Here is a 12,877-nt window from a genome sequence, read left to right as displayed (position 1 = left end):
CGGCCGGCATTCGGCCCCTTCCGACCGGTCTGATGATCTGTTGTTCCGATCGAGTGACTCAACCGCCCTGCTGGGCGCGGTCGGTGACGGATCGTGAACTACGCTCGGCTGTGATCCCGTCGGCGATCGTGGCGGGATCGTACGCGCAGGTGGACGGGAGCGTGGCCGGTGACGGATCAGGCGGTGGGCGGCGGGCAGCTCCCGCCGGAGGCGACCAGCCGGCCGGCCGGGGGTGCCATGGCCGCGCCGTCCCGGCGGGCATCGGGGCCCCGCCGGGACGGCGCCACCCTCCCCGCGCCCGCCGCCCCGCCCACCGCCGGCCGGATCGCCGGCCGCCGCCGTGAGCTCAAGGCGCTCCGCGCCGACATCGAACGCACCGGCCTGGACACCCTCACCGGCCGCCGGGGCACCCGCAGCCGCGTCCTGCTCATCGCCGGCCGGCCCGGCTCCGGCCGCACGGCGCTGGCCGAGGCGCTGCTGCGCGAGCTCGCCGCCGACTACCCCGACGGGGTGCTGCGCGCCGCCCTCACCGGCCGGGACGGCGAGGCGGCCGCCCCCGAGGCCATCGCCCGTGAACTGCTCGACGCGCTCGGCACCACCGCCCCGCCCGGCGCCCCCGAGGACGAGCTGAGCGAGCTGCTGCGCGATGCGCTCGCCGGCCGCCGTGCGCTGCTCTTCCTGGACGACGCGCAGGGCGCCGAACAGGTCGAGCCGCTGCTGCCGGACGCCCCGGACTGCCTGGTCGTGGTGGTCTCCCAGGGGCCGCTGACCGGAATCCCCGACGTCCGGCCGTGCACCCTGGGCGGCCTGGACACCGCGGCCGCCGTCGAGATCCTCGCCCGCTACGCCGGGCCGACCCGGATCACCGTCGACCCGCGCACCGCCGACGCCGTCGCCGAGAAGTGCGCCGGCCAGCCCGCCGCCCTGGTGCTGGCCGGCGGCTGGCTCGCCGACCGGCCCAAGTCCTCGCTCGCCGATCTGTACCAGGCGCTGGCCGCGGTGCCGCTGCCCGCGGACATCTCCAGCGGCGCCCGCCCGCTGGTCCGCGCCTTCCAGCTCGTCTACGACGCGCTGCCGCCGCCCGCCGCCCGGATACTGCGGCTGACCGTGCTGGCCCCGGGCTGCCTGGTGGATGCCCCCACCGCGTCCGCGCTGGCCGGCTGCTCGGTCTCCACGGCCGGGGCGGCGCTGGCGGAGTTCGCCGCACTGGGCCTGCTGCGGCCCGACGCGGGTACACCGCCCTGCTCCCTGCTGGAGCGAGGCGGGCAGGACGCCGCGCCCGACGGCGCCGCCGGACACCCCCAGTACCGCGTGCCCGGCTGCCTCGCCCCGCTGCTGGCCACCCTGCTCGAGGAGTACGAGCGGCCCGCCGACATCCAGCTGGCCCGCGCCCGGATGCTGCAGCGCACCGTGCGGCTGCTGGTGTCGTGCCGGGCGATGAGCGAAGAGCCCGGATCGCCCGCGCGCCAGAAGGTCGCGGGGCTGCCGCGCTCGCTGCGCTTCCCCTCTCGGGCCGCCGCCGCGCGCTGGCTGCGCGGCCGGCGCGCCGTACTGCTGGACGCCGCCCGGATCGCCGTCGCGGACGGTGAACTGGACACCCTGGACCGGCGGTTGATGGCCGCGCTGACCCGTACGCTGCTCGCCCACCAGAGCCCCGAGGAGGCCGCCCCCGACCTCTATGCGCTGCACTGCCTCGTCCTCGAGGTCGCCCAGCGGCGACGGCTGCCGCGCGAAATGGCCGCCGCGCTGCTCAATCTCGCGGACCTGGACGCCCACGCCGGACGCACCGCCGCGGCGCTCACCCGCTACCGCGGCGCCCTGGAGGCGGCCCGCGCGGCGGACGACCCGGTGGCCACCGGACGGGCGCTGGAGTCGCTGGGCGGCATGTACGGCGAGCTGGGCGACTGGCAGCGGGCCGCGGACTGGTACGGCCGGGCGCTGGAGCTGCGGCTCGCCCGGGGCGAGCGGGTGGACGCGGCGCGGCTGCACGGCCGGATCGGCGGCGCGCACGCCCAGGTGGCCCGGTGGGACGAGGCGCTCAGGGAGTGGCGGACCGCCGCGCGCACCTACCGCCGGGCCGGCGATCTCGCGGGCCAGGCACGCGCGACGGGTGAGCTGGCCCACGTGCAGGAGTGCGCGGGCCGGCCCCAGGAAGCGCTGCGGACCGCCCGCGAGGCCCTCGAAACCGTCCGGAAAGCGGGCGATGGACACCTGGAGGCGGCACTGCAACTACGGATTGCGGACACCCTCGAGCGGCTCGGCGACCCAGCCGCGGCACGGCTCCACCGTGCCGCTGGAGAGCGACTTCTCGCAGATCAACCCGACTGACCTACGAAATCGGTAGTGGCACTCGCAAGAATTATTGCTTTACAAGGCTAGACAAGAAGAGCTCCTTCAATAGACTGGGTGGGCCGCGTTCGGCGCGGTCAGTTCCGTCATGCATCGCATGAGGGGATAATTCCTCCTGCAAGCTCTCTTTCAAGGACCGTGATCGACGTGAAGGTCGGTATCCCCCGCGAGGTCAAGAACAACGAGTTCCGCGTGGCCATCACGCCCGCCGGAGTCCACGAGCTCGTCCGCCACGGCCACCAGGTCGTCATCGAGAAGGACGCCGGTCTCGGCTCGTCCATCACGAACGAGGAGTACGTCGCCGCCGGCGCCGCCATCCTCGACACCGCCGACGAGGTCTGGGGCACCGCTGACCTGCTGCTGAAGGTCAAGGAGCCGATCGCGGAGGAGTACCACCGCCTCCGCAAGGACCAGACGCTCTTCACCTACCTGCACCTGGCCGCCTCCAAGGAGTGCACGGACGCCCTCCTGGAGTCCCGCACCACCGCCATCGCCTACGAGACCGTCGAGACGGCCGGCCGCGCGCTGCCGCTGCTCGCCCCGATGTCCGAGGTCGCGGGCCGCATCGCCCCGCAGGTCGGCGCGTACCACCTGATGCGCCAGGCCGGTGGCCGCGGCGTGCTCCCGGGTGGCGTCCCGGGTGTCCAGGCGGGCAAGGCCGTCGTCATCGGCGGTGGCGTCTCCGGCTGGAACGCCGTGCAGATCGCCGTGGGCCTCGGCTTCCACGTCACCCTGCTCGACAGGGACATCAACAAGCTCCGCGAGGCCGACAAGATCTTCGGCACCAAGGTGCAGACGATCGTCTCCAACGCCTTCGAGCTGGAGAAGGCCGTGGTCGAGGCCGACCTCGTCGTCGGTGCGGTCCTGATCCCGGGCGCCAAGGCCCCGAAGCTGGTCACCAACGAGCTCGTCGCCAAGATGAAGCCCGGAAGTGTCCTTGTCGACATCGCGATCGACCAGGGCGGCTGCTTCGAGGACTCGCGTCCCACCACGCACGCCGAGCCGACCTTCCAGGTCCACAACTCGGTCTTCTACTGCGTCGCCAACATGCCCGGCGCCGTGCCGAACACCTCCACCTACGCCCTCACCAACGCCACGCTGCCCTACATCGTGGAGCTGGCGAACCGCGGCTGGGTCGAGGCGCTGCGCCGTGACCCGGCGCTGGCGAAGGGTCTCAACACCCACGACGGCAAGGTCGTCTACCCCGAGGTCGCCGAGGCGCACGGCCTCGAGTCGGTGGAGCTGCGCACGCTCCTCGGCTGATAAAGCGTCAATCAAGCGCGTCAAACCGCTGTACATCCGGCCGGGCCTTGTCGACAAGGCCCGGCCGGTCGTATGTGCGACACGCCGAGGACCGGCCGTCGGCCGACGGGCTCCCAACTCGCCGTGAACGTAACCCTTTAACCGATTCGCGACCCCCCGAAACATCGGGCGGATACCGCCTGCGCCCTTGACATTGAGGGGTTCGGTTACCGACACATCGTGCCGGGTCCGGTGGATTGTGTTGCTGCGAACGCCCGACACGCCATAGAGTCGCCAACCGTCGGCATGGTGCCACGCTGACCTATCGATAAGTTTCCTGGTCACATCCAAGGAGGTAAGACGACTTGTGAATGAGTCGACATTTTCTCCCGGAGGCGGTCGGCCAGGAGCGGTTGCACGGGGCCAGGGTCCCTCGGGGCTCGAGGCTGTCGGCTCCGTCGCGGTCCACACCTTCGCAGCCCACCAGAGCACTTCCTCGACAGCCCACCAGAGTATGGACGGCCATCACGTGAACGCCATGGCCGGCGACCGGGGCAGTGGAGATCCCGCCCGTCTCGCCGACTACGACGACCTGCCCGAGGGGCACTTCTACGATCCGGACGCGGAGTACGAACCGGACCCCGAGTACGCGGCGACGCTCGCGCCCGACGCGGCCCGCCAGCGCCGCGAACGCGTCGGCCCGACCGGGCGCCCGCTCCCGTACTTCCCCATCCCGGGACCGCTCTCCGAACACGGCCCCGCCAAAATCATCGCGATGTGCAACCAGAAGGGCGGGGTCGGCAAGACCACCTCGACCATCAACCTGGGCGCCGCACTCGCCGAATACGGACGACGGGTGCTGCTCGTCGACTTCGACCCGCAGGGAGCCCTGTCGGTCGGACTCGGCGTCAACCCGATGGAGCTCGACCTGACGGTCTACAACCTGCTCATGGAGCGGGGCATGTCGGCCGACGAGGTCCTCCTCAAGACAGCGGTCCCCAACATGGACCTGCTGCCCAGCAATATCGATTTGTCAGCGGCCGAAGTGCAGTTGGTCAGCGAGGTCGCGCGCGAGTCGACCCTGCAGCGCGCCCTCAAGCCGCTGCTGGCCGACTACGACTACATCGTCATCGACTGCCAGCCCTCCCTCGGCCTGCTCACCGTCAACGCCCTGACGGCCGCTCACAAGGTCATCGTGCCGCTGGAGTGCGAGTTCTTCGCGCTGCGCGGTGTCGCGCTGCTGACCGAGACGATCGAGAAGGTCCAGGAACGGCTCAACCCCGAACTGGAGCTGGACGGCATCCTGGCGACGATGTACGACTCCCGCACCGTGCACAGCCGCGAGGTCCTGGCGCGCGTCGTGGAGGCCTTCGACGATCACGTCTACCACACCGTCATCGGCCGTACGGTCCGCTTCCCGGAGACCACCGTCGCGGGCGAGCCGATCACGACGTACGCCTCCAACTCCGTTGGTGCCGCCGCCTATCGCCAGCTCGCCAGGGAGGTGCTCGCCCGGTGTCACGCCGAGTGAGTCTGCCCGGAGCCGACGAACTGTTCCGCACCACCGGGGGGACGGGCCTGCAGTCCTCGCCGCCCCGCCGGCCGGCGAACGGCTCCCCGGCGGGCGGCTCCCAGGTGGCCGGCGATGCACCCCGGGTACCCGCACCGGCCGGTGAGTCCGATCCGGCCGCCGAGCCGGATCGGGCACCCACCGCCGTACGGCATGCCGAGGCCCCGGCCGGGCCCCCGCCGGCCGCCCCGGCCGAGCACAGCGGCCGCGCGGCGGACGCGGAGGCCCCCAAGGGCCACCGGCCGCAGTCGGGACAGCCGAGCCAGGATGCCGCAGCGGCGGCCGCGGCGGTCGCGCAGAACGGCGCGGGGGCCCGCCGCCGCGGCGGCGGGCGGGGCGCCAACCGCCGCCCCAGCGGCCGCGAACGGCACGACGAGAAGATCACCGTCTATGTCTCCGCCGAGGAGCTCATGGACCTCGAACACGCCCGCCTGGTGCTGCGCGGCGAACACGGCCTGGCCGTCGACCGCGGCCGTATCGTCCGCGAGGCGGTCGCCGTCGTCCTCGCCGACCTGGAGTCGCGCGGCGACGCCAGCATCCTGGTGCGGCGGCTGCGCGGGCGCTAGGCGCGCACCCGATAGCCTGCCCCTCAGATGCCGACGACGAACGACCACGCCCCCGCTCCCCGCGCCCGCCGCCCTCTGGGGCCCGGCCCGGGGACGGGTCCGGCGCAGGAGCCGCCCGAGGTCCCGGCGGACGATACGGCCGCGCCCCCGCGGCCGCCGGCCCCCCAGGACGAACCGCCGGCCCCGGCCGGGCACCAGGACGCCGCCGTACCGGACGCCGCGGACACCCCCGCCGCCGACGCTCCCGTCACTGGCGCCCCCGCCACCGAGCCCAGCGGCCCCGGTGACGGCAGATTCACCGTCCGGCTGGACAACTTCGAGGGCCCCTTCGACCTCCTCCTGCAGCTGATCTCCAAGCACAAGCTGGACGTCACCGAGGTCGCGCTGTCGAAGGTCACCGACGAATTCATGGCGCACATCCGGGCCATGGGACCGGACTGGGACCTGGACCAGACCACCGAGTTCCTGGTCGTCGCGGCCACCCTGCTGGACCTGAAGGCCGCCCGGCTGCTGCCCGCCGCAGAGGTGGAGGACGAGGCCGACCTCGCGCTGCTGGAGGCCCGCGACCTGCTCTTCGCGCGGCTGCTGCAGTACCGCGCGTACAAACGGATCGCGGACATCTTCAGCGAGCGGCTGACGGACGAGGCGCGCCGGTATCCCCGTACGGTCGGGCTGGAGCCGGAACACGCCGAACTGCTGCCCGAGGTGGTCATCAGCATCGGGGCGGAGGGCTTCGCCAAGCTGGCCGTCAAGGCGATGCGGCCCAAGGCGAAACCGCAGGTCTACGTCGACCACATCCACGCGCCGCTGGTGAGCGTGCGCGAGCAGGCCGAGGTCGTGATGGCGCGGCTGCGCGCGGCGGGCGAGGCCGGCTTCCAGGAACTGGTCGCGGACGCCCCGGACACCCTCACCGTCGTGGCGCGCTTCCTGGCCCTGCTGGAGCTCTACCGGGAACGGGTGGTCACCCTGGACCAGGAGGAGGCTCTGGGGGCGCTGACGGTGCGCTGGACGGGCGCGGAGGGGGCCGTGCCGGTGGTGACGGACGAGTTCGACCAGGAGGCGGCCGTGGAGCCACAGGAACAGGAGGCGGCGGAATGAGCGTGGACGAGTCCTACGGCGACGCCTACGAGGTCCAGGAGGCCGACGCCGAAGCGCCCGGGGCCCCGGCGCCCACCGGAGCGCTCGGCGTCGCCGAGCTGGCGCTCAAGCCCGCCCTGGAGGCCGTCCTGATGGTCGTCGACGAGCCCGCGACCGAGGAACACCTGGCGAAGGTCCTGCAGCGCCCCCGCCGGGCGGTGGCCCTGGCGCTGCGCGAGCTGTCCGACGACTACACCCGCCAGGGCCGCGGCTTCGACCTGCGCCTGGTGGCCGGCGGCTGGCGTTTCTACTCCCGCGCCGAGTACGCGGACGCCGTGGAGAGCTTCGTCCTGGACGGCCAGCAGGCCCGGCTGACCCAGGCCGCATTGGAGACTCTGGCCGTGGTCGCGTACCGTCAGCCGGTCAGCCGTTCCCGCGTCTCGGCCGTACGCGGCGTGAACTGTGACGGTGTGATGCGCACGCTCCTCCAGCGCGGCCTGGTGGAGGAGGCGGGGACGGAACCTGAATCAGGTGCGATCCTGTACAGGACGACGAATTACTTTCTGGAGCGGATGGGCCTGCGCGGCCTGGACGAGCTCCCTGAGCTCGCACCGTTCCTCCCGGAGGCGGACGCGGTCGAGGGCGACTCCCCGGAAGGTATCCCGTCGTTCGACGTAGACGACAGCGGCGACTCTCAGACGGATCATTGATGCGAAGCAGCGGCAGGAACGACAGGGACGGCGGGCGCGGCAACTACCGCGGTGCCGGCAACAAGCGGGACGACAAGCAGCAGCGCAGCGGCCGCCCCCGCCCCGAGGAGCGCCGCTACGACGTGGGCGGCTCCGGCGGCTCCGGCGGCTCCGGCGGCTCCGGCGGCTCCGCGGACCGCAGGGACGAGCGCGGCGGCCCCAAGAGCGGCGGCAGCCGGGGCGCGGCGGCCCGTGGCGGCGCCAAGGGCGGCCCCCGTACGGGCGCCGCCGGCAAGGCGTCCCGTCCGGGTGCCAAGAGCGGCGGCCCGCAGCGCGGCCGCGGCCAGGCCCCCGCGCGGCCCCGTGAGTACGACGCCCAGATCGAGGAGCGCAACCGCGCCCGCCACAACAAGCCGGCGGTCAAGACCCCCAAGACCTTCCCCGGCGCCGAGCAGGAGGGCGAGCGCCTGCAGAAGGTGCTGGCCAGGGCCGGTATGGGCTCGCGGCGGGCCTGCGAGGAGCTGATCGACCAGGCGCGCGTCGAGGTCAACGGCAAGATCGTCACGGAGCAGGGCGTCCGGGTCGACCCGGAGAAGGACGAGATCAAGGTCGACGGCCTGACGGTCGCCACCCAGTCGTACCTCTTCTTCGCCCTGAACAAGCCGGCCGGTGTCGTCTCCACCATGGAGGACCCCGACGGCCGCCAGTGCCTCGGTGACTACGTCACCAACCGCGAGACCCGGCTCTTCCACGTAGGCCGCCTCGACACCGAGACCGAGGGCATCATCCTGCTCACCAACCACGGCGAGCTGGCCCACCGGCTGACCCACCCGCGCTACGGCGTCAAGAAGACCTACCTGGCGGCCATCCAGGGCCCCCTCCCGCGCGACCTGGGCAAGCAGCTCAAGGACGGCATCCAGCTGGAGGACGGCTACGCCCGCGCCGACCACTTCCGGGTCGTGGAGAACACCGGCAAGAACTACCTCGTCGAGGTCAGCCTCCACGAGGGCCGCAAGCACATCGTGCGCCGGATGCTCGCCGAGGCCGGCTTCCCGGTCGACAAGCTGGTCCGTACGGCCTTCGGCCCGATCGCGCTGGGCGACCAGAAGTCGGGCTGGCTGCGCCGGATGACCAACACTGAGGTCGGCATGCTGATGCGCGAGGTCGAGCTCTAGCCCGAACCGCTTGCGATACGGCCTCGCCACCCCTTAACGTCATCATGACGTTAAGGGGTGGTTTTCATGGGGGACACCATGACGCACAACAGGTCCGCGGCAACCGGCTCGCTCATCGGGCTGGCGCTCGGAGACGCGCTCGGCTTCCCGACCGAGTTCAACGACGTACCGGCGATCCTCGCCAAATGCGGGCCCTGGCGGGAGATGCCCCTGCCCCGCCCCGCCATCGTCACCGACGACACCCAGATGACGCTGGCCCTGGGCCGCGGCCTGCGTACGGCCATGGAGCGCGGCGACCTCACACCGCAGAGCCTCGAGCGCCCGGTACGGGAGGAGTACGTGGACTGGTGGCGCTCCCCGGACAACAACCGGGCGCCCGGCAACACCTGTCTGCGCGCCTGCCAGCTGCTCAGCGACGAGGACCGGCCGTGGGCCGCGGCCAGCCAGATCGGCTCCAAGGGCTGCGGCGCCAACATGCGCGTCGCACCCATCGGACTGATACCGGGGCTGAGCCCGAGCCGGCGCTCCGGCGCCGCCCAGCTCCAGTCCGCGCTCACCCACGGCCACCCCACGGCGCTCGCCGCCAGCGACCTGACCGCCCATGCCGTACGCGCCCTCGCCGACGGCGCCCGTCCCGCCGAGCTGCCCGGCCTGCTGCGCGCCCACGCCCACGCCCACCGCACCGACTACCGGGAGGACTGGCTCGGCGACCTCTGGCAGCGCTCCCAGGACCCGACGCCGACGACGTTCACCGCCCGCGGCTGGGACGACTGCCTCGGCGTACTGGACCGGCTCGATGCCGCACTCGCCGCCCCGGACCCGGAGACCGACCCCTGCCTGGCCACCGGCGCCGGCTGGATCGCCGAGGAGGCGCTGGCCACCGGCCTGCTCTGCTTCCTCCTCTTCCCCGACGAACCCCTCACCGCACTTCGCCGCGCCGCCTGTACCTCCGGCGACTCCGACTCGATCGCCTGCCTCACCGGCGCCTTCGCGGGCGCCCATCTCGGAGCCGCCGCCTGGCCGGAGGAATGGGCCGGACGCATCGAGTACCGGGAGCAGCTGGTGACGCTGGGGGAGGCCTGGGATGTCTGAGACGCCCGAGGCCCCGGCTCGCCTCGGCATCGAACCGCCGCTGGGCCTGCGAACCGCCGGGCTGCCGGACGTCGACCTCGGCGCCGTGGTCGCGGAACAGGAGGGCCCGCTGATCTTCGCGACGGTCTCCGGCGCCCATCTGTACGGCTTCCCTTCCCGCGACTCCGACGTCGACCTGCGCGGTGTCCATCTCCTGCCGGCGGCGGCGCTGGTCGGCCTGCACGAGCCGGACGAGACCCGGACCCGGATGTGGGACCGCGACGGCCTGGAGATGGATCTGGTCACGCACGACCTGCGGAAGTTCGCCCGGCTCCTGCTACGCCGCAACGGCTACGTACTCGAGCAGCTGCTGTCACCCCTGGTCGTGCGCACCACCGAGGCCCACCAGGAGCTGATCGCGCTCGCCCCGGGCCTGCTCACCGCGCACCACGCCCACCACTACCGCGGCTTCGCCACGACTCAGTGGCGACTGTTCGAGAAGACCGGCGAGCTGAAGCCGCTGCTGTACACGCTGCGGGTGCTGCTCACCGGCATCCACCTGATGGCGGGCGGCCGGGTACAGCCCCATCTGCCCACCCTCGTCAGCGAGGTGGAAGCGCCCGCCTACGTGCCGGAGCTGATCGCGGCCAAGGAGGCGGCCGAACACGGCGCGGCGGGGGAGGTGGTGGACCCGGCGCGGCTGCGTACGGACATCGAGGCGCTGCACGTCCGGCTGGACGCCGCCCAGGCCGCGACTGCCCTGCCGGATGCCCCCGGGGCCCGCGACGCGCTGCACGACCTCATCGTCCGGACCCGGCTCGGAAGGCCCTCAGCCGACTGCTGACGCGCGCCGGGCCCGGAAGAGGAAGTCCGCCACCCGGGCCCGGTCCGGCCCGGCCGGCAGGGGCGAGCCGGACACCGCCGCCCCGGCCTCCTCCGACAGCGTCGCCATCCGCCGTTCGACGACGGCCCAGGGGATCTCGCCCCGCTTGACCGAGAGCAGGTCCTCCCGGGCCTCGCCCACGTCCAGCGTGAGGACGCCGGTACGCAGCAGATCGCGCGAGCTCGCCAGCAGGCGCAGCAGGTGCATGGCGTGCTTCCAGCGGGGCGCCCCGCGCTGCCGTACATCCGCCTGCAGCTGCTTGAGCTGGCCGGCGGCGTAGCCGGCGAAGGTGCGGTGCGCCTGCCGGGACAGAAACGCGCCGCGCAGCGCGAGCAGCTCCCGGCCGGTGTCGTCGATGCGCTCGACGAGCGGCGAGTGCAGGCATTCCAGGGCGGTGGGATTGGCCCGCAGAGCCAGCTCGCAAAAGCGCTCCAGCTCCCAGGAGAACTCCTCCTCGCGGGGCCCCTCCACATGCGTCGGCGGCTTCTCGAAGCGCCAGAAGAGTGAGGTGGGGGCGAGATACACACCCCGCCGGTCGGTGTCGCTGTCCGCCGTCGCCAGCCCGAAGGCGCGCGAGCCCATCACACACGCGTACACGGTGTGCTCGGTAACCAGGTCATGGCCTGCGCGATCGGTCGGCATGCGGGCGATTGTCGCTGGTCGGGGCGGCGACTGCCACGGGATTTACGACGCCTCGGCGCATGGGTGTCAGTGCCGCTGGTTACGCTGAATCTATTGCGTTGGCAATACCTACGCAGCGCATACGCACAGGCGTGTGCGGCACAGGACGCAGGGGAGCGGTGACGTGGCGGTACGAGCGGTCCGGGGGGCCGTCCAGCTGGAGCGGGACGACGCGCAGCACATGCGGGAGCAGGTCGCCGAGCTGCTCCTCGCCATCCTGGAGCGCAACGACCTGGAGCCGGACGACCTGATAAGCGTGTGGTTCACCGCCACTCCCGACCTGCACAGCGACTTCCCGGCGGCCGCCGCGCGCGGCATCGGGATCACCGATGTGCCGCTGATCTGCGCCCAGGAGCTGGCGGTGACCGGCGCCATGGAGCGGGTGGTGCGGGTGCTCGCCCATGTCGAGACCGGGCTGTCGAAGGCCGGGATCGCCCATGTCTACCTCGGCGCGGCCGCGGCGCTGCGGAAGGACATCGCACAGTGAGAACCGCACTCGTCATCGGAACGGGCCTGATCGGGACGTCGGCCGCGCTCGCGCTGAACGCCCGGGGCGTCCAGGTCTACCTGAAGGATCACGACCAGGCGCAGGCCCTGACGGCCGCCGCCCTGGGCGCGGGCATCGCGGAGGCGCCGCCCGGCCCGGTCGATCTGGCCATCGTGGCGGTGCCGCCCGCCCATGTCGCGACGGCGCTGGCCGACGCCATCCGGCGCGGCGCGGCCCGCGCGTACATCGACGTCGCCAGCGTCAAGGGCGGCCCGCGCCGCGAGCTGCAGGCGATGGGCTGCGACCTGAGCGGCTACCTCGGCACCCACCCGATGGCCGGCAAGGAGCGCTCCGGACCGCTGGCGGCCACCGCCGACCTCTTCGAGGGCCGGCCCTGGGTGCTCACCCCGACCCGCGACGGAGACACCGAGGTCCTCAACCTCGCCCTGGAACTGGTCGCGCTGTGCCGGGCCGTCCCGGTGGTGATGGACGCCGACGCCCACGACCGCGCCGTCGCCCTGGTCTCGCACACCCCCCAGCTGCTCTCCAGCCTGGTCGCCGCCCGCCTCAAGGGCGCCGACGAGACCGCGGTACGGCTCTGCGGCCAGGGCATCCGCGATGTGACACGGATCGCGGCCTCGGACCCGGCGATGTGGATCGACATCCTGTCCGCCAATCCGGGCCCGGTCGCCGATGTGCTGGCCGAGATCGCCGCCGATCTGGACGAGACCGTACGGTCGCTGCGCGCCCTGGAGTCCGCCGACGACGACAAGCGCGGCGTGGGCGCCGGGGGCATCGAGGACGTGCTGCGGCGCGGCAACGCCGGGCGCGAGCGGGTGCCGGGCAAGCACGGCGCCGCCCCGGCCGCGTACGAGACCGTCGCCGTGTACATCGGTGACCAGCCGGGCGAGCTGGCCCGGATCTTCGCCGACGCCGGCCGGGCCGGGGTCAACATCGAGGACGTCCGCATCGAGCACGCCACCGGTCAGCAGGCCGGTTTCATCCAGCTCACGGTCGAGCCGGCGGCGGTGCCGGGGCTGACCGCCGAGCTGCGGGAGCGGGGCTGGTCGATCCGGCAGTGAGACCG

At 72.8% G+C, this 12,877-nt stretch carries 12 protein-coding genes; 11 read left to right on the top strand and 1 reads right to left on the bottom strand.

The features are described 5' to 3' along the window. The first annotated feature begins 168 nt into the window (after nucleotides 1–168). The 9 genes from ACIRPT_RS29085 (at nucleotide 169) to ACIRPT_RS29045 (ending at nucleotide 10,583) form a co-directional block, all read left to right on the top strand. Nucleotides 169–2,328 carry a tetratricopeptide repeat protein gene (locus ACIRPT_RS29085; protein ID WP_403832360.1) on the top strand — a complete coding sequence of 720 codons (2,160 nt, stop codon included), beginning with the start codon at nucleotides 169–171 and terminating at the stop codon, nucleotides 2,326–2,328. 168 nt (nucleotides 2,329–2,496) lie between these two features. Then, complete coding sequence (gene ald, locus ACIRPT_RS29080) at nucleotides 2,497–3,612, top strand: alanine dehydrogenase (protein WP_403505073.1); 1,116 nt, start codon at nucleotides 2,497–2,499, stop codon at nucleotides 3,610–3,612. A gap of 493 nt (nucleotides 3,613–4,105) precedes the next feature. Then, on the top strand, nucleotides 4,106–5,122 hold the full coding sequence (locus ACIRPT_RS29075; protein ID WP_403503883.1) for a ParA family protein: 1,017 nt from the start codon (nucleotides 4,106–4,108) through the stop codon (nucleotides 5,120–5,122). Next, nucleotides 5,119–5,727 (top strand): hypothetical protein, encoded by a 609-nt coding sequence (locus ACIRPT_RS29070; RefSeq protein ID WP_403832427.1) that lies wholly within the window; start codon nucleotides 5,119–5,121, stop codon nucleotides 5,725–5,727. Before ACIRPT_RS29075 ends, ACIRPT_RS29070 begins: the two co-directional genes overlap by 4 nt. A 27-nt stretch (nucleotides 5,728–5,754) precedes the next feature. Continuing rightward, entirely contained in the window at nucleotides 5,755–6,825 is a 1,071-nt protein-coding gene (locus tag ACIRPT_RS29065) for a segregation and condensation protein A (protein ID WP_403832358.1), read from the top strand. Next, entirely contained in the window at nucleotides 6,822–7,514 is a 693-nt protein-coding gene (scpB, locus tag ACIRPT_RS29060; protein ID WP_403503892.1) for an SMC-Scp complex subunit ScpB, read from the top strand. Before ACIRPT_RS29065 ends, scpB begins: the two co-directional genes overlap by 4 nt. Beyond that, a complete protein-coding gene (locus tag ACIRPT_RS29055) occupies nucleotides 7,514–8,668 on the top strand; it encodes a pseudouridine synthase (RefSeq protein ID WP_403832356.1) in 1,155 nt (384 codons plus the stop codon). Before scpB ends, ACIRPT_RS29055 begins: the two co-directional genes overlap by 1 nt. Before the next feature lie 66 nt (nucleotides 8,669–8,734). After that, entirely contained in the window at nucleotides 8,735–9,760 is a 1,026-nt protein-coding gene (locus ACIRPT_RS29050; RefSeq protein WP_403832354.1) for an ADP-ribosylglycohydrolase family protein, read from the top strand. Continuing rightward, nucleotides 9,753–10,583 (top strand): DNA polymerase beta superfamily protein, encoded by an 831-nt coding sequence (locus tag ACIRPT_RS29045; protein ID WP_403832352.1) that lies wholly within the window; start codon nucleotides 9,753–9,755, stop codon nucleotides 10,581–10,583. Before ACIRPT_RS29050 ends, ACIRPT_RS29045 begins: the two co-directional genes overlap by 8 nt. Here ACIRPT_RS29045 and ACIRPT_RS29040 read toward each other — a convergent pair. Further along, nucleotides 10,569–11,264, bottom strand: a complete 696-nt coding sequence (locus tag ACIRPT_RS29040; RefSeq protein ID WP_403832350.1) for a DNA polymerase beta superfamily protein — start codon at nucleotides 11,262–11,264, stop codon at nucleotides 10,569–10,571. The genes ACIRPT_RS29045 and ACIRPT_RS29040 overlap by 15 nt on opposite strands. Before the next feature lie 163 nt (nucleotides 11,265–11,427). Here ACIRPT_RS29040 and aroH point away from each other — a divergent pair, with 163 nt between their 5' ends. Together aroH and ACIRPT_RS29030 are read left to right on the top strand one after the other, a co-directional pair. After that, nucleotides 11,428–11,790, top strand: a complete 363-nt coding sequence (gene aroH / locus ACIRPT_RS29035) for a chorismate mutase (protein ID WP_403503907.1) — start codon at nucleotides 11,428–11,430, stop codon at nucleotides 11,788–11,790. Beyond that, nucleotides 11,787–12,872, top strand: a complete 1,086-nt coding sequence (locus ACIRPT_RS29030) for a prephenate dehydrogenase (RefSeq protein ID WP_403832348.1) — start codon at nucleotides 11,787–11,789, stop codon at nucleotides 12,870–12,872. The genes aroH and ACIRPT_RS29030 overlap by 4 nt, the downstream gene beginning before the upstream one ends. The last annotated feature ends 5 nt before the right edge of the window (nucleotides 12,873–12,877 follow it).

The sequence above is a fragment of the Streptomyces sp. NPDC101227 genome, from assembly GCF_044767545.1.
GTDB lineage: Bacteria > Actinomycetota > Actinomycetes > Streptomycetales > Streptomycetaceae > Streptomyces.
The sequence above is the reverse complement of the archived record's forward strand: the minus strand, read 5'-3'. Positions and strand labels throughout refer to the sequence as shown.